Raw genomic sequence first — 25,264 nt, 5'->3', positions numbered from 1 at the left:
TACTATAAAGATGTATTAAACCTTTTTAGTAGAGTTACAAGATCTAATTATAAATACATAGTTTACATTTATTCAATTAAAATACTAAATCTAGATATTGTGAGCGCTATGCAAAAAGCCTAATGTTTTGGTGTTTATACCAAACAACACCATTATGTTCAACAAGAAGACTATAGAGAACATCCTCCATCATTGGAAGCAGATAATTCTCCATGAATTCACAAACTCTATCACTTAGTGTTTCATGGGACAAATGAAACTCTGTTTCTTTATTATGCACAATCGAGTTTCTAAAAACATATATTAACTTAGCAGTCATCTTTAAAAATTCAGTTTTAGTATTTTGGTTTGAATTAGCAAAATCTGAGACTTCATATACTTTCTTTTTAGTAGAGATATTAAACTTACTAAATACACTATTTACATCACTCTCAGTCATTGAACCTGTAGATGTTAAATTTAAAAATCTATCATAAACATCATTATAAAGAGTAGATGTTCCACTTGGCGTATCAAGTGCAACTTTTAAAAAATTCTCAAGTGATTGAAGCTCAGACGTATCAATTTTACTATACATATCTTTAAAATCACGTATTGAAAACATCTGACCTCCTCTATCTCTATTTAATTTTACTAGAGGGTATTTAAACATAAAGTTTTCAACCAGATGGTAAAGACTTATATATTTGTTTAGAATTTCTTTTCTACTATTATATTCACTAAGTACAATTAAACTCTCGCTGAACTGCTGGTAATCATTACGAAAATCTATTTTACTTATGAAGTGATTTAAATTTCTTTGACCTACTTCTCTGATAGAGTGAAACTTTCTACCTGAACAAACCATATAAAGCTTCAAAATTGATAAAGCTTTTTCATTACTCATCCCATCGGAGCATTTTTTCATTATCAGATTCTTATTTGAACCATTCCCATAAGAAAAAAATGAAATAATTACTGTTGCTAAAATAGGATTTAAACCTTTCTCCACTAAACTAGGAATTGAATCTGATACAGAGAAAAACATCATAGATCGATTAAGGTCGCTTAAATCATGATGAAAGAAACTTTCAATTTGATCAGGCAAATTATTTATAATTTCAAATTCATAAAATTTTATTTCACCAAGATCTGAATCTATCTCTTCAATATTACTGAATATATAACACAAAAAATCAATTAGAATTAAAGATTCACTTTTATTGATAGGATAATCCACACCAATATCAATACCAGTAATTGAAGAAACGCACCCTTTCAGATCTTCCATTTCTTTATAAACAGTATCCTCTGCTTGATGTTCTTTTATATTATTTAAATGAATTTCTAATTTATCAACTATTACTTCAAACGCTGTTAATTCGTTTTCGTGTTCATTATCAGATAGTTCCTCTAGGGCTTCCGTGACAAATTCTTCATCTAGTAATTGCTCTAGAATGGAAACAATTCTTCCATATAGGACTTGTGAGTTACTTGTCATCAAGCCCTCCAAATAAGTTACTCCAATTAATTTCTAGAGTTTTACCTTCTAACACAGAAAGAACGCCTTGAAAAACAGCTTTTTTTGTTACCTGACCAACATTAACCTTGGACAATGATAGTAACTTTCTGCCTTCATCAAAATTAGCTATATTTAATGCACCTGGGGCTCTAACAATCTTTTCCTTAGATTTCTTTAGAGCGTCTAAAAAACTTATTTTATTAATCTCTGAATATTTACCAATAGCACCAAACATACCATTCAAAACCACTTCTCTACCAAACCACTGCGTAGATTTATTACCGTAAAATTCATGAAGTGACAAATCTATTTCAAGTAGCAAACTGCATAGCTCTTTAATTTCATTAAACCCTAATTCATAATATCCGTCATCAGACTCTTGAAAACCACTTAAAAAATCAGCGTTTACCGTTACAGGCTTAGCATATATAAGAGACAACATAGTCGTTATAATATTAGAGAAATGAAATTCACCTACATTTCTATTTTTACTCGAAGCAACAGAACTTTTATCTCTTTCTTTTAAAACTTTAAATTTAGAATCAAGTTCATTTACTACTTCTTGAAGATAATTATGAAAAATAATTTCTATTTGATGCTTATTACTAACACTTTTATGACCAGCATTAAGTAACAGCATCTTTCTTATCTGCTCATTTTTATCTAGATCAAACCAAACCTCAAACCATTGAGATGACGAAAAAAGTTCTTTATTTGAAAGAACCTGTTTACCTTTATAGTGATCAATTAATTTTCGTACTATAGTTGCAGATGATTTTGTTTCAGCTATTCTATCTTTAAACTTTCTTGTTAAAGATATTGAAGAACTATCATTAATTGAACCTTTTTCATAAAGTTCATTTATTAATCTATTACTATTATGGATTGTCTTTAATCGATATGTTCTTTGAAGGCCATCAAGAATCCTATATTCTTTGATTTTAATAAAATCTTCATCGCTTTCAAGCGATTCATCAACAACCAGAACCATAGGAGGTATATGTTTTTTTCTAATAACGGTATCAAGAATACTATCAAGATATTTATTTGTAACAATTCCCCGCTGTATATCCCATTCTTGATAATCCTCAGGAAGCTCCTCCAAATAATCATTTAAATTAACTTTAACTAAATAGCATCTAGCGCTACCTTCGTCCTTCCTGTCAAGAATACTTATTATCACATTAACTCCATTTTTATATAATATAGACCTTGAAATTTATAGATCTAAGTGAGAATACTGTAAGTTATATATCGATACTTAATTAATAATCGTATAGTCGAGATCTAGACCTAAATATTTATGATTGATTTTCCTAAAATTAGAAATTAATTAACAATTCATAAAATTTAAATACTTATAGTGTTGATTGGATAGAATCCTTAATAGAAGTTTAAGATCAAGCTTATCTATCCATATAAAAAAATCTGCTTGCATACACCCTGCTGCCTGTATTACCGACTCTATATGATCGTATACTTAATGTATCATAGGGGGTTGGAGTAAGGAACGTGTAAACAAGCAAAGTTTAGGACAGTATCTTTCGATGCACTAAACCTGTGCATCCATAAAAATTATACGGTCTAATTTCATGTTTCTAAAAAAATTAGCTTCAAAAACACGAAAGCCCCTACCCTGTATGGGATTGAGGCTTTTTAGTAATTTTTCGCCTTAGAAAAGTTTACGGTGCAATTCCTAGTTTTTTCGCCAAAAGTTTAAGGTTAATTACAAAGTATACGGTTTAATTGTTTGAATCCATTACACAAACTGCCCCGCTGCAAAGCCCGATGACCATGCAAATTGGAAGTTGTATCCCCCTAGCCAGCCGGTCACGTCGAGCACCTCTCCTATTAGATATAACCCTTTTACATTGTTGCATTCAAAGGTTTTGGAGCTGACTTCGTTGGTGTCGACGCCACCCAGTGTCACTTCGGCGGTACGGTAGCCTTCGGTGCCGTTGGGTTGCACATCAAAGTGCGTTAAGTATTCGATCACTTGCGCCAATTGCTCATTGGATAACTCGGCCATGGGCTTGGTCATCCAAGGGACGTCTTGTTTCATAACTTCAACAAAGCGTTTTGGTAATAAGCTGTTGAGCTCGGTTTCTAGCGCACGTTTCGGTTTGTCTTGGCGCAGTGCTTTAAAGTGGGCATCGGGATCCATGTCTGGCAAGAGGTTTAATTGTAATTCATCACCCGGCTGCCAGAAATTACTGATCTGCAATATGGCGGGGCCACTGATGCCACGATGGGTAAATAACATCGGCTCTTTGAAGGTCACGCCATTCGCTGTGGCTTCAATGTCGAGACTTATACCAGAGAGTGTGGATAACTTTTCTTTCATGGTCGGCTGGATCGTGATCGGTACGAGACTGGCACGGCGCGGTAAAACCTTGAGGTCAAATTGTTCAGCGATTTGATAACCGAAACCACTTGCACCAAGTGTTGGAATGGATAAACCACCGGTAGCCACAACCAGTGATTCACACTGAATTTGTCCCCCACTCGTGGCCAATTTAAAGCCGTTTTCTAGCTGATCAATTGTGTTGATTTTAGTGTCTAGGCGGATTTCTGAGCCGGACCATTCGCACTCGGTTAGCAATATGTTGAGCAAATCTTTCGCAGAATGCTCACAAAAGTATTGTCCGGGTGCTTTTTCGACGTATTCGAGCCCATGTCTGTCTACTAATTCAACAAAGTCATAGGAGGTGTATCGCTTTAATGCAGAGATACAAAAGTATGGATTGTCAGATAAAAAGTGTTTTGGGGCGGCGTCTAAGTTGGTGAAATTGCAACGACCACCCCCTGACATGAGGATTTTTTTACCGGCTTTATTGGCATGATCTAACACCAAAACTTTACGGCCACGGTAGCCTGCTTGCGCTGCGCAGAACAAACCTGATGCTCCGGCTCCGATGATGACAACGTCGAAATGTTCCATTATTACCCCTATTTGTGTGGACGGGCATTATACATAAGCGACAAAAAATATGCCTGCACTGTGCAACGTAGATAAGCAAAAGGCGTTCCAGTTTATTTCCACAGAAACCGTGAAAAACACTGTGGGAATTCCATTTTTTTCTTTAAAAATCAACGGTATTTTTTAAAGCAAGCGTTTTTTAGTATTTTCTTTGGGTGCTTCGCTCTGCATCAACAACCACGCAGGATCAAGAATTCGTCAAGAAAAACCTTGCGCCCTTTAACTGATTTTATATACAGTACTGTATATTGATACAGTATAGGTGAATCTATGAACGCTTTAGTCCACTATTTACGCGGTAAAACCTTTTGTTTTGCAATCGCAGCCATCATTGTTGGGCTTTATGCGCCAACCAAAGATCTGCTAGCGTTTGCAAGCAACTCTGTTGCAAAAGCCAACATTGAACTTACGACCATCTCTTTTGGTGCTGGCAGCCCTTGGAAAAACCAAGATGCTAACACGGGGTTTATGAAAGCCAGCCAATCTTTGACCATGCCTCAGCAAATTTTCACAAAATTCACGTTGAAAAACCCCAGCAGAGAATCGGTAACCTACCGAAAAATTTGGTTGTATTTTGAACATGAAAGTGGCAATCGAGAGTACACTACTGATTACACATTATATGACCCGGCAACGCGCCAGCGTTTAATTGGCCATTCTGTTGAATTGGGGCCTCACAGTGAGATCGAAGTACTGGCTTCTTATCGCTTCATTCCAAGTTATCAACAAAGCTCACCGCAAAGTGTGTCGATCTCTTGGGAAACAGGTAATCACTTTCGCGATGCCAGTTGTCAATACCCGTTATCCACAGAATCACTGAGTCAATTCGGTGTAACCTGTGAGTAACACGCTGTAATGCTTCATCTGTATAGCGCTGCTGAAATTTGACTCTTTTTTGCATTTAATGCGTTAGATCATAATTATTTCCAGAAAGAGACGAAAGCACCGTTGATAATCATTTTCATTTCTAATAAGCTGATGCAACATTATTTTGCATATGGAGCAGTAATTAATGAAAAAAGTATTGACCCCGATTGCCGCACTTGTTGCCGCAGGTCTGCTAACTGCATGCGGTACTCAGTCTGTTAAATCTGATGATGCGGTGCTGACAGCAAGCTCTGTTGTCGATCACTATGCTGACATTGCGGAAGCGGCTTACGGTGATTCTTTCACAACAGCACAAACACTTCAGTCTTCTATTGATACGTTTCTAGAAGAGCCAACGGAAGCAAACTTGCAAGCTGCAAAAGACGCATGGATTGCTGCGCGCGTTCCTTACCAGCAAACCGAAGTGTACCGTTTTGGTAATGCGGTCGTGGACGACTGGGAAGGCAAAGTAAATGCTTGGCCATTGGACGAAGGTTTAATTGATTACGTCTCTGAGTCTTCATATGGTTCAGAATCAGATCTTAACCCGCTTTATACTGCTAACGTCGTCGCTAATTCTTCATTAGTCATCGGTGGCAAAACGGTCGATGCGAGAACCATTACACCTAAATTAATTTCTGATTCCCTACAAGAAGCAGATGGCATTGAAGCAAACGTCGCAAGTGGCTACCACGCGATTGAGTTTCTTCTATGGGGCCAAGATCTCTATGGCACGAAACCTGGTGCGGGTGAACGCCCAGCTTCAGATTACGACCTAGACAACTGCAGCAATGGTAACTGTGATCGTCGCCGTCAATACTTGGCCGCTGTGACAGCGCTGTTGGTTTCCGACCTAGAATACATGGCCGATGCTTGGAAAGATGGTGGCGAAGCACGTACTGCACTAGAAGAGCAATCTCCTGAAGAAGGTCTAAGCACCATGCTAACCGGTATGGGCAGTTTGGCGTACGGCGAACTTGGTGGAGAGCGCACTAAGCTTGGCTTGATGCTGCATGACCCTGAAGAAGAGCACGATTGTTTCTCTGATAATACCCATTGGTCGCACTACTATGATGCCAAAGGCATTAAGAACGTTTACCTAGGTGAATACCAACGTGTCGATGGTAGCTGGGTTAAAGGCCCATCACTGTCCGCTCTGGTTGCTGAACAAGATCCAGCACTGGATGTTGAAATGAAGGCAGACCTTAATGTTACCGAAACGGCTGGCCAAGCCATGGTAGACGCTGCTAAGCAAGGTCAAACGTTTGACGTGTTAATTGCGATGAACAATAGAGCAGGTAATGCGCTTGTTCAGAACTTTGTTGACTCGCTTGTGGATCAAACACGCACCACTGAAGAAGTGATTCGTGCGTTGAACCTTGAAGGCATCGCTCTTGAAGGTTCTGACAGCTTAGATAACCCAAGCTCTGTATTCTAAAGAATACTTGTTGAGGTTTTTATAGGGGTGACTCAGTCACCCCTTTTGCCGTTTGAGCGTTACGATTATGACTCGATGCTATAGTTTGTTAATTCCATTGTTCGCGTGCTTTTACAGTGCTTCAGCACTGGCTGATAGCAAAGCGTATCAACAGCCGTTCCCCAATCTTAGCGCCACTGACAAGCAAGCCTTTTACTTAGGGCAAAGCATGTTTGAGCGCCTTTGGGTCCCCGCGCCCTCTTCTACTACCGCCAGCGATGGCTTAGGGCCACTCTTTAACGCACGCTCTTGCCACAGTTGCCATGTTAACAGTGGCCGTGGTCATGCACCGACAACCGACCAATTAGGCAGTGACGTTCCTTCTTTTTTTATTCGCTTAGGAAAGTCTGATCAAGCTGCGACGGATCGCGTGATTGGCGATTATATGTATGGCCGTCAGTTCCACCCTCTCAGCGCAACGAATGTTAAAACCGAAGGCGATTATCGAATCCATTGGCAAGAATCCATTGAGACATTTGACGACGGCTATCAAGTGACGTTGCGCAAGCCCTCGCTTGAATGGCTTTCGTTGAATTACGGTGATTTTCAAGAATCAACTGGCTTCTCTATGCGTGTTTCGCCGCCTCTGGTTGGTATGGGGCTACTGAATTTAGTGCCAGACTCGCTCATTCTTGAGCATGCTGACCCTGACGACCACGATCAGAATGGCATCAGCGGCAAACCTAATTGGATCGAACGCAATGGCGAAAAGCTACTTGGACGCTTTGGTCATAAAGCAAGTGTTCCCTCTTTGAAAGAGCAAAACCAGTCCGCGTTTAATGGTGATCTTGGCTTATCGACAGAACTGTTTCCCTTTCCTAGCGGTGACTGTACGGTTGCACAAACTGACTGCATGCAAGCGCCAAACGGAAACAGTCAACATCTTGATGACTTAGAAGTCAGTAAAGAGCAAATGGCGGTTTTGGATACTTATGTCGCACTCAGTATGCCACCAGCCATGCGTAATTTAGATCAAGCGTGGTTTAAAGATGCCAAGCAACTATTTGATCGATTAGAATGCGGTAGCTGCCATACCCCAAAACTCACAACAGGTTCCTCAGAATTTACCGCCTTGAGTCATAGAGACTTTTATCCGTTTACTGATATGCTTTTGCACGATTTAGGCCCTGAGCTCGCCAATGGCTTTCCTGTATTGAACGCTTCGACACAAGAATGGCGTACTGCTCCGCTTTGGGGGATAGGCTTATCTGAGTCTGTTTCGGGTCGCAATGGCTTTCTTCACGATGGTCGTGCACGCACTATTGAAGAAGCTATTCTTTGGCACGGTGGCGAAGCCGAAGCCAGTAAGAATGCTTACAAATCCCTTAACACTAAACAACGTGCGTTATTTGTTAGATTTTTGGAGTCACTTTGATGCTATGTCTTAAAAAAGCGTTTGCCACTTCCCTTACGATACTGGCAGGCACCTCAGTATTTGCTGATCAATGGGACACAACCCTAGAGCAAATTCAATCTCAGTATATTGTGCCGAAATACCAACAGTTCAGCACCAGCGCCAATCAATTAGCCGATGCGACTCACGCATTGTGCGCCGCGCCGTCCAAAGCGTCATTATCAGCGGCTCAAATGGCTTTCAGCCAAAACATTAATGATTGGCAACAAGTTCAGTGGCTAAACTTTGGTCCTGTCACGTATTTCATGCGTTATTACGCGTATGAGTACTGGCCTGATAAAAAAGGCGTCACTCAGCGCCAATTACGTAATCTAAGCTCTGATCCGAGTATGATGACCGCGCCCAAATTTTGGACATCAGCCAGTATTGCTGTGCGCGGTATGACGGCGATTGAGTCACTACTTTTTCATGGGGACTTCAACACCATTCAGCGCAAAAGTGATTGTGAAGTATTAGAGGCTATTAGTCGTCATCATGCTAAAACAACGGAAGATGTACTAAGCCAATGGCAGCAAAGTAAGGCAACAGACTGGATCTTTCCAGAAGAAGGCGCCAGCGTGACGCCTGAGCATTTAGTACTAGAACAGTTGGTTCAACAATGGCTTGAACACATGTCTGTGGTAAAAGACGCGAAGCTTGAAACCCCGATTGGCTACAAAGACCGTCCAAATCTGAAGCTCGCTGAATTTTACCGCAGCGAAGCGTCGTTAGCCGCAATCATCACCAATTTGAAAGCCTATCGTACGTTGTATCACGTTGGTCAACCCTCTCTTTACGACACAGCCATTGCGGAGCAACCTGAGCTTGCCAAAGCACTAGAAGCCGCCTTAGCCGACAGTTTGAAATTGGCATTGCAACTACCACAAGATTACTTCACGGGCGACTATTCGCAAGATGAGCGTGTTGCGTTGGCGAAACCTTTGGTTCGTGCTATCTCAAACAGCCAAACCCAGCTGACCAATTTGGTCACCGCATTAGGATTCCAAATTGGCTTCAATAGCCGTGATGGAGATTAACCAATCATGCTCTCTCGTCGTGCGTTTTTAACATCATCATTAGCGGCATTGTCGATCCCAACATGGGCATCGGCTTTGCCAATAGAGGCGAACGGAGAGCTGTTTATTTCAGCTTTCTCAAAAAGTAAAACCGCTCATTATATTGGTGCGTTTGGCAGTAATGGCCAATTACGTTGGTCTATGCCTTTAGCGGAGCGCGCCCATGCGCCAGTCGTTCATCCGACTCACTCGGTAGTCGGAGCGGTTGCACGCCGCCCAGGCTTTTATATCGATTTCTTTAATCCATTATCGGGCGAAGCAATCAAACGCATAACCCCCCTTAGCGACCATCATTTTTATGGCCATGCGGTCTTCAGCAATGATGGTTTGCAATTAATCACGCAAGAAAATCATTACCCCACGGGACAAGGAAAAATTGTCATTCGTCGTTGGCCCGATGGTGAGGTTCTAAATGAATACAGCAGTGGCGGAATTGGGCCTCACGAGTCGGTATTGATGGACGATGACATACTGGTCATCGCCAATGGAGGTTTACGAACGCACCCTGACAATGATCGTGAAATCATGAACTTAGACACAATGGCTCCGAATGTCACCTATTTGTCATTAAAGGACGGTACGCTTAAAAACCAAGTGAGGCATACGAATACTTTACACAAATTGAGCATACGTCACTTAGATGTCAACTCATCAGGTGTGGTAGCATTAGGTTTTCAATATCAAGGTGAACTGTGGGAAGATGTGCCATTAGTGGCGCTGTCCAGCTTGCACTCTAACCAATTAGACTATCTTGATATGCCTGAGCATGTTAGAGCTCGCTTTAAACAGTATTGCGGCAGCGTTTGCTTTGATAAAAGTGGTGAAACATTAGCCATCAGCACTCCCCGCGGTGGTTTAGTTGCCTACTGGGATGTCCCTAGCAAAACGTTCTTAGGTGTTGATAATTGCCGCGATGTCTGTGGTTTAGTCGCAACAATCCGGAAACATGAGTTTGTTTTGACCAGTGGCACAGGAAAACAGTTGATTTCCCAACCACGTCAGCATCAAACTACCCAAATAAATCAACTCGCCGAGGTCCATTGGGATAACCATTTAAGGCGTATTGATCTAGATATATAATTTTTTGTGAATTGCATCGCACTCAGGATGGTCAGAGGCAGTTTTTTTCTGTAATGTTGTTTGGTTGGTTTGCACATTTTGTGCATCAAAGCAGCCTTGAACCTGATTGTAGTGACTTGATGTTTTTAGACGTATTAAAACAATTTTTTGTCATGGGTGATGCGGAGCACGAATCTGGAAGCTCTGAGAATTTTCGCATCAGCACTTTACGTATATTACTGGTAGCCTGCTTACTCGTTGTATCGTCTTTTACTATCCACAGTCTCCTGCGCCTCGATGGCTCAGATGACGAGTTTTCGCTCGCATCACTGGGCGTGTTCTATATTGCATTGACCTCTTTGTTGCTTTTTAGCTCTCGGCGTTATCACCACTTTTCAGCGATGGCGCTAATAGGTTTATTGGGCATTACTGGCATTAGCTTTATTGCTCTATCGGCCTCGCCAATTGGTATCGAGTTTGGCGTCATTACGCTGTACTTCGTGCCGCTTGTTGTTCGATTGTTCTATAGTTTTAAAGCCTCGTTGCTATTCAGCTTTGCGAACTGCCTTACGTTTGCTGTAGATATGTATATCAATAATGGTCAAGTACGCACCTTTGTCGAAAGTGATGGCGTCAGCATGCTGTACTTGCAGACGATGATCTTCACCTTGCTTAACTTTGCATTGCCTCTAGCTGTCTCTCGCGTCATTTTGACCTTGCAAACTACTATTTTTCGCTTAAAAGAGTTGGCCAACAGCCTGAATCACCACTCAGATTTGTATGAAGAGATCTTTGAGCATACAGGTACACCGACTCTGTTATGTGATAAACGTGGTATCGTTTTAAAACTCAACCAAAAAGCATTAGACCTATTCCCAGGTGTGTTGGCTGCATCCATCGAAGGCACTAAAATCAATGACTGGATCGCATCCACATCGGACTCATCGAACCGCTTCTTTTGGCAAAAAAACGTATCGGAATGTGTTCTTAAAGCCAACACAAAAAGCTTTCTAGAAGTACACCGCTCAAGCTTAACGACCCATGGGCACTATGTTTTACATCTACAAGATGTGACCCATCTACGTGCACTAACAGAAGAACTGGAAACCACCCAACAGACCAACTCTCGATTGGCGCATTTTGACTCTTTGACACGATTACCAAACCACCAGAATTTCTGTAATCAAGTCAACCACCGCATCCGTAATGTGTCTGACTATTACACTGGAGCGATGTTTATTATACGTATCAGCCAATTTAAATTGCTGAATAAACAGTACGGCCGCGAACAAGCCAACAGAGTGATTTTGAACTTTTCTCGTACCTTGCAAGCCCGTCTATCAGATAAAACAATTTCTGGACGCTTACGTGGGGTTAAGTTCGCTTGTTTTATGCCCGTTGGTCAGACGTATTTAATTCAGCGCAATTTACGTACGTTAATCAAATCGGTGCTACCGGATCAAATTCGCATTGGCGATGACATTCTCAACATCGATTATCAGATAGGTGTCTCTTACTATCAAAATGAAGGGGAAACCTCAGAAGAATTACTAGAACGCTGTGAAATGGCGCTAGAGTATTCTACGTCCGCTGAGCGCATTGCTTTCTTTGATCAGCAACTTGAAGCGAAACTCATTCAAGAACACAAGCTGGGCCTGGCTTTAGCAGACGCGGTTAAAAACAAGAAAATTGAAATGTGGCTACAGCCTCAAGTTATCTCTTCTGGTGAAATTCGCTCTTTTGAAGCGCTGGCACGCTGGCGTTTAGATGATGGTTCTTTCATATCCCCGATTATATTTATTAAATTAGCCGAAGAGTTAGGCCTGCTACCAAAATTAGCTGAAAACTTGTTGCGTCAGTTAATCTCCGTACTTGAGGCTTGGCACGAAGAAAGCATCAAGACACCCATTGCATTTAACCTAGCGGGTCAAGAGCTCATGAACGACGTGTTCTTTGCACTGTTGATGTCGCTAACGTCTGAGCGCCCTTGGTTAAGCGATATGCTCGAGTTGGAGATCACAGAAACCAGCCCTGTTATGACGCACCCATTGATCCACAAGCGCTTGCGCGCCCTGTCTCAATACGGTTTCTCAATTGCAATTGATGATTTCGGTACGGGGCAAGCTTCTTTAGGTCAGCTAATAGACATACCTGCCAACATCCTCAAAATTGATCGTCGCTTTGTCTCTCCACTCCCCGACGATAGACGTCATTTGGACATCGTCAAATCCACGATTCAATTGGCTAAATCGCTTAATATGAGCGTGATTGCGGAAGGCATTGAGACGCGAGAACAAGCAAATCTTTTAATGGGTCTGGGTTGCGATACGTTACAGGGCTACTACTTTGGCAAGCCTTCCCCTATTTCTGATTGGACGAAGAACAACCATGAAAAAGCGAAGCAGCTACGTATGGTGTATTAGCTCTTGATAGGGTGCCCTCTACTTTCACATATAAAAAAGCTGGCCTTGGGTATTGGGTAAACCTAGTCCAGCTTTTTTATATGATAGGAAGTGTAAACTAGAACAGTAATTTATCAAACACAGCGCAATCCGTGTACGTGTACTCTGTGTTAGCCCTTAAGCGAGCCGCCTTATCGATTAACTTCTGAGACGCTTCTTTTTGACGTGGAGAAATGTGTTCCGATGCCACATTCTTACGTAAGGTATCTAAATACTTTTCAAGTCGAGGCGTGCAGTCATCTACCACCTGAGCCGAAGCAATGCTGGCGGTCGAAACTAGAAATCCAGCAAAAGCCATTTTAACAAATTGTGAAACAAGTGGTTTCGCCATAACTACCTCAGCCAAAATTATAAACCTCTCTATTAAATCATAATGACCGCCCTTAGAGAATGGAACAAAATGACAGAGGGAGCTGAGTCGCGTGCTAAAATATAACCCCTAATAGAAACGATCACAGAGTCGAGACAGTATGTATTCCATAGAAAACCACTCATCCCTTCCCAACGTCGCGTTCTACCAAGCACTGAATGAACAACTTAATGCTTTATTAAGCGGTGAACGCGACTTGATTTGCAATGCGGCACAGTTCTCTGCCTTTATTATGCAGACCTTACCTGACTTAAATTGGGCGGGATTTTACTTTGTTCGTAATAACGAGCTGCTATTAGGACCTTATGTAGGCAAAGTCGCTTGCACTCGAATCCCTTTTAGTCGAGGTGTGTGCGGCGCGGCCGCTCGAACACAATCCACACAACGAGTGGATGATGTGCACGCCATTGCGGACCATATTGCCTGTGATGCGGCATCAAACGCGGAATTGGTTGTTCCTATTCTAGTGGAGGGCAATATTAAAGCCGTATTTGATATCGACAGCCCAAAGACTCATCGCTTTAGCGAAGACGACCAACAAGGCATTGAGCAACTGGTCAATACGTTTATACAATCCTGCGATTGGTCTTGGCAGCTATCGTAGAAATCTAACTAAACCAGTAGATATGGATAAGTGCCCGCGCTATTAGCCCTATTAAGGCCCCCATTATCGCATATCGAAATATTTTGCCTATACGTGGACCAATAGCCGAAAAAACTGCAACCCCAACCAAATCAACGGGGTTGCTCGCTAATCCTGCAATGATGTTAATATCTCTAACAGTCATGCTTCCCTGCTCTATTTGATCAATCATTACACCCATATAGGCCGTCCCTCCTGCAATATATTTAGTAATAACAGGCAACGCCGCTGAGCTTGGCAACCCAATAGCAGAGAATGCCGGAGATAAACATTCGGTGAGCCACTGAATCGCATTCAATTCCTTTAACACGGCCAATAAAAATAACGTCACCGTTAACATGGGGATCATGTTGACGGCTATTTTCATACCTTCCATGCCGCCTTCGGAAAGGGATTGAACGATCGTCTTTCGAGGCCTAGATATTGGCATCGAACAGTCAGATGTATTCTTCTGAAAGTCACTGCTAAGCTTGGCAGCAAATAGGTAATAAGTGATGGCAGACGCCAACACACCACCAATAATTGAAGAAGCAAGCAAAACACCAAAATCTAAGCCGTAAGCAATCATTGGAAAAGATACATTGCCTTGAGTCGCCGTCAGTACTAGCGCCAATGAAGCGGCCAGTTTACGGTTATCACGTTCCTGAATATCGAGTTTATTCAGCGTTGGCAGTGGTGCGATAGAACTAACAAATAGCATTTTAGATAAAGCAATTAAGCTTAATCCCGAAGCTCCAAACAGGTTGGAGATAGGTGTTAATAAATCCGATAACAACTTAAGCACACCGCGATGGTCAAATACCATCATAATACTGCCCATAATCACGGTAATAGGCAACATTACGTATAACGCTAAGTCCAGCGCTAGCCGTCCGGAACTGAGCATATGCTCAATAAGATCCATACAACACATACTCCCTAGCGATATGAAAAAGGGAAGTGTATATGACGTTTTTGAGTCATATACACTTCCCTAAGCGGATGGTCCAGTTAAGCTAAGAAAAAGTATGAGAGGCACATACCATCCTAGCAATTGAGCACTCCCCCCATTTACGATTGCTCAATGCCTTTGCTTATACTTAACGAGACGACATCACTTGGCACCTAATGACCTCTTTTCACTAAGTCATAGGAATTCTTTAAATCTAGTCAGTTACGTGTAATCAAATCCAATAAACGTGATACATCAGGCCGTTGCTCCAAGCTGTATACTTCTTCGATCAAGGCGTTTTGCAGATCAACAGACATCATTGGCGATGTGTATTGGATAAATTTCTGAATTATATCCTCTTTCGTCATCGCCGTATTAGGATCACCTTTTGCTTGGCTAATAGGGCTCTTAATTACTGCACCATCGCTTAGCGTAATCTCTACTATCGACAAGATCTCGGCTGGAAAGCGATTAGATAACTCTTCGGATTCAACGATATGAATGCGCGAGCAAAGTGCTAATACTCTTTCGTCAAAAACGGCTTCATCACTTACTTGTTTCGGCCCTAATTGACCATGACAAATCATGGCTGCAACGGGAAATGCCAAACCATATTGGGCTTCATCTGCATTGCTGGGCTGATGCCCTTGCAAACGCATCGATTCATGGAACGTTTTGATCGTAATGGATTCTATATTTGGCTCTCGAATATTAGCGTCCAATTCGAGCATTGCTTCAACTGCGGTTAATGCTGGTTGTGCCCAGCGACATACGGGCCAAGGCTTAAAATATTGATTATCGATCTCCCACTCTCTCCATAACGTTCGCCATGCAGACGCTGAAGATTCAGCAAAAATGAGATCAGCAGGTGCACCTGTAACGCCGTTCTTTGCCATCATTAAGGCATTCATTCCAGAAAATGCTCCCGCGCCATGGGCATCACGTAAATTGGTAGGATGATCAACCAAACGCATCATGGGGCAACGAGGTGCAAAATATTCAGCAATACCCAGTGCATGAAACAAAGCATCTTGCTTCAAATTTAACGCACGAGCGCCTGCGGCAGCCAAGCCGATTCCTGAAAATGCACCTGAAGCATGATAATCACTGGCACTATTCATAAGTGCAACACCCGCTCGTAAAGAGGTTTCGTAAGCAATGGTTAAAAGGCTTAAAAACTCTTCACCTGATACCGATTTACCGCCTTCTTTATAGGCATCAATTAATGATAGCAACCCCGGAACAACTGTTGCTCCAGCGTGACCCTTTGATAGAAAGTGTCCTTCATGAGCATCCAAACTATCCGCAGCAAAACCTCCTGCCCACGCCGCACCAAGTGGTGAAATAACGCGTCCATCAAATAAGATTCTTGCGCCTAAATCGCCTTTTGGATATTGCTCTAAAACAAAGTTTCGAAGCTTAACATTAGTGTTGTTATCTTTTGCCGCTGCGACAACACCTATAATATCTAACAACGAATTTTTAATTAACAACTGGGTAGAAATTGGTGCATCTTTAAAATTAAAGCCATTAACAAAATCAAAGAATTTAGACATAAAGCACACGTCCTTAACATTAAACTTGATTGGTCTTGCAATCATCTTAGACATGCAGATTAATAATAATACTTTATAAAAGTCAATTTTTAATTCGTCATAAAAATCATCTTAAAAATTTAAAAACATTATTTTAAAACATCAGCCTAAAAACCTAAATCCTTTAAAATTTTTTTTAAACTATTAATCTTAAAAGATTTTAAAGGTCTAAAACCATCTTCTAAGAAAGACTCTATAAGCACATTGATAACCTGAAGTTTTCAAACGTCCTTAAAAAAGATCGCTTTACCCTTTCTAGGGTCACTCATAAACTTTAACTCAGGCTTGGACATCCAATTGGAACCAGCTGACAATGGCGCTGCCAGTCACCATCGCCTTATTTAAACAGGCTTAAAGCCCACATCGGGGGGAACCAGATTTTAATTAACGCTATACTGTTCAAGCGTTTTTTTGATCTGCCGATGCCAGACATTATGGAGTAGAACAATGAGTAGCCTAAAGACTACCTTAGATTTAATCAATGAGCGTAAGCCTAGACACGCCCTAAGTCGCGAACTATATACCGACGAAAATGTATTCCAACAGGACTTAGCGCAAATTTGGCATAAAGAATGGATCTTCGCTGGCCACACATTTGAAATACAGAAACCAGGCGAATACATCACGCTTCAGGTTGGCCAATACCCTGTTGTGGTTGTCCGTGGCGCTAAAGGCGAAGTCCGTGCTTTCCACAATGCCTGTCGTCATCGCGGCTCCCGTATTTGTCAAAATGCGAAAGGTAAAAGTGCTAAACTTGTATGCCCTTACCACAAATGGACATTCGACTTAGATGGCAAGCTTCTTTTTGCTGGTAACATGGGCGACAACTTCGATACTTCAGAGCATAGCCTTCAAGCCGTTCATTGCGAAACCATTAATAGCTACATCTATGTTTGCGTAGCTGATGAAGCCCCTGATTTTGAGGCATTCAGAGATGTTATGGGTCGATTTACGGCTCCTCATAATCTAGATGACTGTAAAGTGGCCTTTGAATCAAACCTCATTGAAAAAGGTAACTGGAAACTCGTTTTTGAAAATAACCGCGAATGTTATCACTGTGATGGCAGTCATCCAGAATTGCTTAACTCATTCGTAGAAAACCTATCGGTTGCTGGTGTTGGTGGTGATGAGGATCCTGAGCTAGTTGCTCATTGGGATAAATGCGAAGCCGCAGAGCTACCTAGCCGACTAGAAATGGCTGAAGACGGTATTTTCCGTATGACTCGAATTCCTTTGTCTGCTAAAGCAGTCAGCTATACGATGTCCGGTGAACCTGCGGTCAATGGACGACTAGATAACTCTGGTGTAGAAGACATTGGTGCACTGCTGTATTTCTTGTACCCGAACAACTGGAATCATTTCTTAGGCGACCATGCACTTAGCTTCCGCGTTCTACCTTTAAGCTCTGGGGAGACACTGGTCACAACTAAGTGGCTAGTGCCAAAAGACGCTGTGGAAGGTGAAGACTATGATCTGGATGACCTAACCAAAGTTTGGCTTGCTACTAACGATCAAGATCGACAATTGGTAGAAGAAACATTTAAAGGTGTTCAGTCTCCCGCTTATAAGCCGGGACCATTTTCTGATATTGCAGAAAATGGTGTTTGCCAGTTTGTTGATTGGTACTGCGATACAATGAAAAAACGACTTAGCTAATACTCATTAACACCCATCTTTAAAATGCGGCCAAACGGTCGCATTTTTTTTGACCAGTAAAATTAAATAATCCCAGTTTATATATTGAAAGTAACCTTCAATTTTTAGATGGCTAAACAGCCTAAAAAAGCTCAAAAATGAGTTTACCCCTTAATAAAAAGGAGCAAAACCTGCAATTGATAACGAGAAGTTAGGCTAGATACCGAAAAAAGGTTGATTGTGAGTAATGCCAATAAATAAGTAATATTTTTATCACGAATAAATATTTAACACCTAAGAGTTCATTGCCTGACCCGCAATAAATCGACATTAAAGTGAGAGATAAAAATGAAATTTGAAGGCATTTATACACCTGTCATTACCCCTTTTCGAGATGACAGTTCTATTGACTTTGACGCCTACCAAACACATGTCAAGCATCTTGTGAACGAAGGTGTACACGGTTTAATGATCGGTGGCACCACCGGTGAATACTACGTTGAAAGTCATGAAGAACGTGTTGAGTTGTTGACGAAAGCAAAAGAAGTCGTTGGCGATCAAGCACAAATCATCTTTGGTACAGGGTCTTTGGATCCAAAAGCCTCTTTAAAACTGGCTGAAGCAGGCGCTAAAAGCGGCGCTGATGTGCTACTTGTCGCAACACCTCCTTACTCTCTTCCAACACAGCGAGAGCTGTCACTGCATGCACTCGCTATCGATCGTGCAGCCGATATGCCCATCATGCTTTATAACTACCCAGATCGTATGGGCGTTAATATGGAAGAAGAGTTTCTTGACCGAGTTGGTCAATCTAAAAACTTCTGCGGCATTAAAGAGAGCTCTGGAGATATTAACCGATTACACATGATGATGCGTGATTACCCTCATATTCAAACGGCATGTGGGATGGATGATCAAGCGTTGGAGTTTTTTGCATGGGGCGCTCGCAGCTGGGTTTGTGCTGGTTCCAACTTCCTTGCAAAAGAGCACATCGCTTTATACCAAGCATGTGTTTTGGAAAATGACTTCATCAAAGGCCGTCGAATCATGTCTGCCATGATGCCGCTAATGCGTGTTCTAGAACAGGGTGGAAAATTCATCCAGTCCGTTAAATACGGTGTCACTATGGATGGCCGCTTTGCAGGAACTGTACGCAGCCCTCTACGTGATCTTAACAAAGACGACAAACGCCAAATGGAACAAGTCGTACGTACCTTGAAAACGGCCATTGCCAGCATTCTAGAAGAAGCACCAGCGCAGGGTCAAACAGCCAAAGCCAACAAAAAAGCGGGAGCCTAAGCATGTCAAACGTATTAACTTTGCAAGAATACCAAGCCATTGCTGGCTCTCTAACATTACCATCCATGGCATTCATCGATGGTAAGTATCGCCCAGCTGCATCTGGCAAGACATTTGTAACAACAAACCCTGCAACAGGCGAACACTTAGCTGACATCGCTGCGTGTGCTAAAGAAGATGTAGATTTTGCCGTCGATAAAGCTCGTGAAGCGTTCGAAGACGGCCGTTGGAGTAAATTACATCCAAGTGAGCGCAAAGAAATACTCATTAAACTGTCTAAGCTGGTACTTCGTAACCGACATGAACTGGCCGTTATGGAAAGCCTTGATTCAGGTAAACCCATTACTGACTGTGAAAACCTAGACATTGATGAGTTCGTTCACATTATGAACTGGCATGCTGAGTTGGCCGATAAGATTTATGACCAAACTGCACCGGTTGGTTCGGATGCTATTTCAATGATCGTACGTGAACCAATCGGCGTGGTCGGTGCTGTTTTACCTTGGAACTTCCCACTGCTAATGTTGGTTTGGAAAATTGCTCCAGCTTTAGCAGCGGGTTGTTCAATAGTGATCAAGCCTGCTGCTCAAACATCGTTAACAGCACTTCGTATCGCTGAACTCGCAGCAGAAGCTGGGATACCTCGTGGTGTGCTTAACATCGTAACAGGTGGAGGAGCTGACGTTGGCGAACCGCTTGGATTGCACATGGATGTAGACATGGTGACGTTCACCGGCTCCACCGCAACCGGTCGACGCTTCCTTCGCTATTCAGCAGATTCAAATATGAAGAAAGTCGTCTTAGAACTTGGTGGCAAGAACCCGTGTATTGTTTTAGACGATGCCGAAGACCTAGACTTTGTCGCTGAGCAAGTTTGTGCCGCGGCCTTCTGGAACATGGGGGAGAATTGTTCTGCAGGTTCACGCCTGATTGTTCAATCAGGTGTAAAAGATGCCTTAATGGCGCGCGTCAAAGCACATGCTCGGGAATGGAAAGTTGGTAACCCTTTAGACCCTCAAAATGCGTTAGGCGCTATGATCGATAAAGGCCATTTTGAAAAAGTCTCCGGTTTTCTAGAAAAAGGCAAACAAGCCGGTTACAACGTAGTTGTCGGCGGTGAAACTATCGATGGGATATTTATCCAACCAACGATTTTTGACGGCGTGTCAAACTCAGACGAATTGGCTCGTGAAGAAATCTTTGGGCCGGTCTTGTCTGTCATCACGGTCAACAGCTACGAGGAAGCATTGCAAGTAGCCAATGACACAGAATACGGTCTAGCGGCATCCGTCTTCACTGCGAATGCGAAGAAAGCAATTCGGGCTGCCCAAGCGATTAAAGCAGGCACCGTCACCGTCAATTGTTTCGGTGAAGGGGATGTCACAACACCTTTCGGTGGTTACAAACAGTCTGGCTTTGGAGGTCGCGACAATTCTATCCATGCCCATGATCAATACACTGAGCTTAAAACCATCTGGATTGATTTAAGTGACAGTGCCGTGGACGGTGCAATCGACTAAACACCTAGGGTCGATTTGCAACGGGGAGCCTCCTCTTTCCGGATTTATCGGATTAGAGGAGGAACTTCTCTTCTGCTCAATTGATGGGATTGGATATGATACAAAAAAAAATTACACGACTCCCAAAAGATCCAGGTCCAGCGGCTTGGAATAGTATTCTACACCCAGATGAGGGCTACCCAACACTGGAGCAAGATACAACCGCTGACTGGGTCATTGTTGGAGCAGGATGGGCCGGATTAGCGGCTGCACGTCGTCTTACGCAACTGCTCCCTGAAAGCGACAAAATCGTTGTACTCGAAGCATCACGTATCGCAGAAGGCCCTGCTGGACGCAACAGTGGCTTCATGATTGACCTACCGCATGAACTAAACTCTGACTCTTATACAGGCAGTAACGATCGTGATCTAAATAGTATTCTTCTTAATCGACATGCTATCGATTTTGCCGAACAAACTGCTATGGAATACGACATGCCTAAAGCGGTTTTTAGCCGCAGCTGCAAAGTCACCGGAGCCTCGACGCAACAAGGTATTCAACACATACTCAGTTACGCAAAACACCTTGCCGAGATTGGTGAAGCCTTTTCAGTTAAAAATGCAGGGGAAATGACAGCTATGACTGGTTCGTCTTTTTATATTAAGGGACTGCAAACTGAGGGCGGAGCAATGGTGCAACCAGCAGCATTTATCCGACGTTGCGCTAGAGGCCTCAGCCAACGTGTCAGTATCTATGAAAATACTCCGGTCGTTGAGCTAACTTCAGGTGATCTTCATACTTTACGTACTCCAAAAGGTGCCGTGAAAAGCAAGCACATCATCTTGGCTGTTAATGGCCACATCCAGTCGTTTGGTTTCTTTCCAAAACGTTTGTTGCATGTGTTTACCTACGCTTCAATGACGCGAAAACTTACTTCAAGCGAGCTGTCAAAACTAGGTGGTCAAAGCGATTGGGGCATTCTACCTGCCGACCCGATGGGCACAACCGTTCGTAAAGTTTCTAATTACGCGGGCAGCGGTGATCGCATCATCATTAGAAATTTAGCGACCCTAAATCAGTCCCTAGAAGCACCACAGGCTGATATGAGACGTGCGAAAGCCATGCAAGATCAGTCTTTCAAAGACCGCTTTCCTATGCTGCAAGGGGTGGACATGGAACACCGTTGGGGCGGGCGCTTATGTTTATCACTTAATTCGATGCCTGCCTTCGGTGAAATTGAAGAGAGAATTTGGTCTGCCTGCTGCCAGAATGGTTTAGGCACTGTAAAAGGCACACTTTCAGGGATGGCTGCTGCAGAACAAGCCGTACTGGGTCAATCTGAGTGGCTTAATCAATTTTTAGAACATGATCAGCCCAGCAAGCTACCCCCTGAGCCCTTCTTGTCAATCGGTGCCAATATGACGATGCGCTGGAAGCAATGGCAGGCTGGCAAAGAACTGTAATCCGCTTTATTGAATAGAAATGCCCAAAGCGCTTCGGGAGAATGTTATGAGCGACTTTAATGCATCTGATTTTTTAAATCCGATGAACACTCAAATCTGGGGGAATGGACGTCATCTTGTTCGATGTGTGACTGTCATCCCAGAAACTCACGATGTCACGACCTTCACCTTTAGTATGAATGAACCTGTGATGTTCTTTTTTAAACCTGGTCAATTCGTGACATTGGAGCTTGATATTGCTGAAGAGCGCATCATGCGCTCCTACACAATTTCGAGTTCACCCTCAATTCCTTACAGCTTCTCAATTACCGTGAAGCGAGTACCTGGCGGTGTCGTTTCAAATTGGTTACACGATAATCTAAAAGCAGGCGATCAAATAGCGGTTCACGGTCCAGTGGGCCGATTTAACTGCATGGATTTTCCATCTGACAAAGTACTTCTACTATCTGGTGGTGTCGGAATCACCCCTGTCATGTCAATGGCTCGTTGGTGGTTTAATACCGACTCAGAAGTAGATATGGTGTTTGCGCACAGTGCCCGCTCACCGAAAGACATTATCTATGCAAAAGAACTTGAATACATGTCTACTCGGATAGACAACTTCAAAATGCATTTAATCTGTGAACGCACTAATGTGGGCGAAGCTTGGGGCGGTTATCGCGGTTACCTTAATTCGCACATGCTACAGCTACTTGCCCCTGATTTTATGGAACGTGAAGTGTTCTGTTGCGGCCCTAGCCCTTACATGAAAGCCATTCGCGCACTGCTAGAAAATTCTGGCTTTGACATGAGTCGCTATCATGAAGAGTCTTTTGGTGAGACACCGATTAAAGATGTTGAACAAGCCGAAAAACATGCCGCTCAAGCAGAGCTTGAAGACTTACAACCTAAACCTGCGGTCATGTTACGAATTCCTGAAATGGGCATTCTGCAAGAAGTTGGGCTAGACTTAACGCTCAATGAAGCCGCAGCTGAAGCTGGGGTCAACATTTCTAAAGCCTGTGGCTTAGGCATTTGCGGTGCGTGTCGAGTAAAAGTGATTCATGGCGAGTACGACATGAATCATAACGGCGGCATTTCAGAAGAAGAAATTGAAGAAGGCTATGTTCTTTCTTGCTGTACTCGCGTTAAAAGTGATATTGAAATCGAGATTTAACGCTCCCGCAGGGTTCGCCCTGCGCCCTCCTCTCGCTCTACTTAATCTATCAATGAAATAACGAATCTGTTTATAGGCTAATTTGCGTTTATAAACTTTAAAGGAACACCTAATTATGACTAGTGATAATAAACCTAGACAGTCGAATTACGTGACGGACTACCAAGCGGGACAGGATAATGCCTAAGTAAAAATCGGCCCATTTAGTGTCGATATTCACCAATCCGTGTTTAGTTTAACCGCATGCTTAGTAGTGCTTTTGGTTGCCTTTTGCTTAATCTTCTCAGAAACCGCCAGCGATATTTTTGGCACATTAAGACCTTGGCTCACGACTCAATTTGACTGGGTCTTTGCCATCAGCATGAATGTTTTTGTGGTGTTTTGTCTGTACTTAATCGTCTCTCCGTACAGTAAAATCAAACTGGGTGGTGTAAATGCTAAACCCGCCTATTCACGTATCAGTTGGTTTTCAATGCTGTTTGCTGCAGGCATGGGTATCGGGTTGGTATTTTACGGTGTGCTTGAACCGATGCAGCACACATTATTCCCACCCTTAGGCCAAGAAGCGACCATTAATGCTGACGGCACTTTAATCCCTAGCTTTGACCGTAATACAGCCGTACAAAGCGGGATGGCGGCCACGCTTTTTCATTGGGGTATTCACCCTTGGGCAGCTTATGCCGTTGTCTCTCTAGGTTTAGGTATTTTTTGCTATAACAAAGGAATGCCAATGACTATTCGCTCCGCTTTCTACCCTATTCTGGGCGAAAAAGTGTGGGGCTGGCCTGGTCACTGCATTGATACGTTTGCCGCTTTGGCAACATTGGCGGGCTTGGCCACATCGCTTGGCTATGGTGCCACGCAAGCCGCGGCAGGCATTAACTACATTTTTGGTATCGAAGCAGATAACACCTTAATGGTGATTATCATTCTAGTGGTCACGGGTATCGCTATGTTTTCAGTATATCGCGGCTTAGATGGCGGCGTTAAACGCCTCTCAGAGCTGAATATGCTGTTGGCTCTTATGTTGTTTTTATTCATCGTTTTTGTCGGTGCAACCACTGATATTTTGATGACCTTTTTGTTAGGGCTGAAAGGCTACTTCATTGAATTGCCTGCTCTTTCAAATTGGGTTGGCCGTGAAGATACAGGCTATTTCCATGGGTGGACCACGCTTTATTGGGCATGGTGGATCGCATGGTCACCCTTCGTGGGGATGTTTATCGCGAGAATCTCAGTCGGTAGAACTATTCGTGAATTCATTATCTGTATGTTACTTGTTCCGACACTAGTTAGTACTGCTTGGATGGCCGGTTTTGGCGGTAATGCCATTTCGCAAATGGTTGGAGGCTACATGGAAGTACAACAAACTCTTTTAAACTGGACGCCAGAACTTTCGCTTTTTGTGATGCTTCAAGAGCTTCCATTCGCAACGATCTCTTCCGCCTTAGGCATCGTCTTGGTATTAGTGTTCTTTATCACTTCTTCTGATTCTGGCTCACTTGTTGTAGACACTATTTGTGCCGGTGGAGTTGAGACAACACCAGTAATGCAACGCATGTTCTGGTGTTTATTTGAGGGCCTTATTGCCATCGCCCTTCTACTTGGCGGTGGTCTGGGTTCACTTCAAGCACTGGCCATTGCAACAGGATTTCCATTTGCCATACTATGCGTATTAATGTGCTATTCCGTTTTACGTGGCCTACAGGATGAAAAACGTATGATAGGCTAAATTTAGCCTGCTCATAGCAAAACCTAAGCACCATTTGATGAGAGGCAAATGGTGCTTTTTTGTGTTTGATTTTTCACGCTTAGAAAAGTATTTAAAAAAACCGTAAGGGTGACCTTACGGCTAAAG

At 42.8% G+C, this 25,264-nt stretch carries 19 protein-coding genes; 13 read left to right on the top strand and 6 right to left on the bottom strand.

Annotation, left to right across the window (positions count from 1 at the left end; genetic code table 11):
- Positions 1-106 precede the first annotated feature (106 nt).
- The 3 genes from AYW76_RS15585 to AYW76_RS15575 form a co-directional block, all read right to left on the bottom strand.
- Positions 107-1,480, bottom strand: a complete 1,374-nt coding sequence (locus tag AYW76_RS15585) for a hypothetical protein (protein ID WP_067222747.1) — start codon at positions 1,478-1,480, stop codon at positions 107-109.
- Positions 1,470-2,684: a hypothetical protein gene (locus AYW76_RS15580; RefSeq protein ID WP_067222744.1), complete on the bottom strand. Its 1,215-nt coding sequence runs from the start codon at positions 2,682-2,684 to the stop codon at positions 1,470-1,472. The genes AYW76_RS15585 and AYW76_RS15580 overlap by 11 nt, the downstream gene beginning before the upstream one ends.
- Before the next feature lie 576 nt (positions 2,685-3,260).
- Positions 3,261-4,442, bottom strand: a complete 1,182-nt coding sequence (locus AYW76_RS15575) for a BaiN/RdsA family NAD(P)/FAD-dependent oxidoreductase (RefSeq protein WP_067222742.1) — start codon at positions 4,440-4,442, stop codon at positions 3,261-3,263.
- Between the two features lie 309 nt (positions 4,443-4,751).
- Here AYW76_RS15575 and AYW76_RS15570 point away from each other — a divergent pair, with 309 nt between their 5' ends.
- The 6 genes from AYW76_RS15570 to AYW76_RS15545 all read left to right on the top strand — a co-directional run bounded on the left by AYW76_RS15570 (position 4,752) and on the right by AYW76_RS15545 (position 12,776).
- Positions 4,752-5,327 (top strand): hypothetical protein, encoded by a 576-nt coding sequence (locus tag AYW76_RS15570; protein ID WP_067222738.1) that lies wholly within the window; start codon positions 4,752-4,754, stop codon positions 5,325-5,327.
- Positions 5,328-5,493: 166 nt separating this feature from the next.
- On the top strand, positions 5,494-6,786 hold the full coding sequence (locus AYW76_RS15565; RefSeq protein WP_067222735.1) for an imelysin family protein: 1,293 nt from the start codon (positions 5,494-5,496) through the stop codon (positions 6,784-6,786).
- Positions 6,787-6,853: 67 nt separating this feature from the next.
- Complete coding sequence (locus AYW76_RS15560; protein WP_067222732.1) at positions 6,854-8,200, top strand: di-heme oxidoreductase family protein; 1,347 nt, start codon at positions 6,854-6,856, stop codon at positions 8,198-8,200.
- Positions 8,200-9,255: an imelysin family protein gene (locus AYW76_RS15555; RefSeq protein ID WP_067222728.1), complete on the top strand. Its 1,056-nt coding sequence runs from the start codon at positions 8,200-8,202 to the stop codon at positions 9,253-9,255. Before AYW76_RS15560 ends, AYW76_RS15555 begins: the two co-directional genes overlap by 1 nt.
- A 6-nt stretch (positions 9,256-9,261) precedes the next feature.
- Entirely contained in the window at positions 9,262-10,374 is a 1,113-nt protein-coding gene (locus AYW76_RS15550) for a DUF1513 domain-containing protein (RefSeq protein ID WP_067222725.1), read from the top strand.
- Positions 10,375-10,493: 119 nt separating this feature from the next.
- A complete protein-coding gene (locus AYW76_RS15545; RefSeq protein ID WP_067222809.1) occupies positions 10,494-12,776 on the top strand; it encodes a bifunctional diguanylate cyclase/phosphodiesterase in 2,283 nt (760 codons plus the stop codon).
- Positions 12,777-12,873: 97 nt separating this feature from the next.
- Here the strand turns inward: AYW76_RS15545 and AYW76_RS15540 are convergent, their stop codons facing one another.
- Positions 12,874-13,146: a hypothetical protein gene (locus AYW76_RS15540; RefSeq protein WP_082866261.1), complete on the bottom strand. Its 273-nt coding sequence runs from the start codon at positions 13,144-13,146 to the stop codon at positions 12,874-12,876.
- Positions 13,147-13,285: 139 nt separating this feature from the next.
- Between AYW76_RS15540 and AYW76_RS15535 the strand changes: the two genes are divergently transcribed.
- The gene (locus AYW76_RS15535; RefSeq protein WP_067222721.1) at positions 13,286-13,789 is read left to right on the top strand and encodes a GAF domain-containing protein; all 504 of its coding nucleotides are present in this window, start codon (positions 13,286-13,288) and stop codon (positions 13,787-13,789) included.
- Between the two features lie 4 nt (positions 13,790-13,793).
- On the opposite strand, the gene AYW76_RS15530 is transcribed toward AYW76_RS15535, so the two are convergent.
- Positions 13,794-14,732: a hypothetical protein gene (locus AYW76_RS15530; RefSeq protein ID WP_067222718.1), complete on the bottom strand. Its 939-nt coding sequence runs from the start codon at positions 14,730-14,732 to the stop codon at positions 13,794-13,796.
- Between the two features lie 245 nt (positions 14,733-14,977).
- Positions 14,978-16,315, bottom strand: a complete 1,338-nt coding sequence (locus AYW76_RS15525; protein WP_067222714.1) for an MmgE/PrpD family protein — start codon at positions 16,313-16,315, stop codon at positions 14,978-14,980.
- A 486-nt stretch (positions 16,316-16,801) separates the two neighbouring features.
- On the opposite strand from AYW76_RS15525, the gene AYW76_RS15520 reads away from it, so the two are divergent.
- From AYW76_RS15520 to AYW76_RS15495, 6 genes are all read left to right on the top strand, one after another.
- The gene (locus AYW76_RS15520; RefSeq protein ID WP_067222711.1) at positions 16,802-18,010 is read left to right on the top strand and encodes an aromatic ring-hydroxylating oxygenase subunit alpha; all 1,209 of its coding nucleotides are present in this window, start codon (positions 16,802-16,804) and stop codon (positions 18,008-18,010) included.
- Between the two features lie 327 nt (positions 18,011-18,337).
- Positions 18,338-19,288 carry a dihydrodipicolinate synthase family protein gene (locus tag AYW76_RS15515; RefSeq protein ID WP_067222709.1) on the top strand — a complete coding sequence of 317 codons (951 nt, stop codon included), beginning with the start codon at positions 18,338-18,340 and terminating at the stop codon, positions 19,286-19,288.
- A 2-nt stretch (positions 19,289-19,290) separates the two neighbouring features.
- Positions 19,291-20,808: an aldehyde dehydrogenase gene (locus AYW76_RS15510; protein WP_067222706.1), complete on the top strand. Its 1,518-nt coding sequence runs from the start codon at positions 19,291-19,293 to the stop codon at positions 20,806-20,808.
- 95 nt (positions 20,809-20,903) lie between these two features.
- Positions 20,904-22,250 (top strand): NAD(P)/FAD-dependent oxidoreductase, encoded by a 1,347-nt coding sequence (locus AYW76_RS15505; RefSeq protein WP_067222704.1) that lies wholly within the window; start codon positions 20,904-20,906, stop codon positions 22,248-22,250.
- A 46-nt stretch (positions 22,251-22,296) separates the two neighbouring features.
- Positions 22,297-23,406 carry a hybrid-cluster NAD(P)-dependent oxidoreductase gene (locus tag AYW76_RS15500; RefSeq protein WP_067222701.1) on the top strand — a complete coding sequence of 370 codons (1,110 nt, stop codon included), beginning with the start codon at positions 22,297-22,299 and terminating at the stop codon, positions 23,404-23,406.
- A 226-nt stretch (positions 23,407-23,632) separates the two neighbouring features.
- Positions 23,633-25,138, top strand: coding sequence for a BCCT family transporter (locus AYW76_RS15495; protein WP_331709460.1), 1,506 nt, complete (start codon positions 23,633-23,635; stop codon positions 25,136-25,138).
- Positions 25,139-25,264 lie beyond the last annotated feature (126 nt).

Source organism: Marinomonas gallaica, from assembly GCF_001639745.1.
Classification (GTDB): domain Bacteria; phylum Pseudomonadota; class Gammaproteobacteria; order Pseudomonadales; family Marinomonadaceae; genus Marinomonas; species Marinomonas gallaica.
The sequence above is the reverse complement of the archived record's forward strand: the minus strand, read 5'-3'. Positions and strand labels throughout refer to the sequence as shown.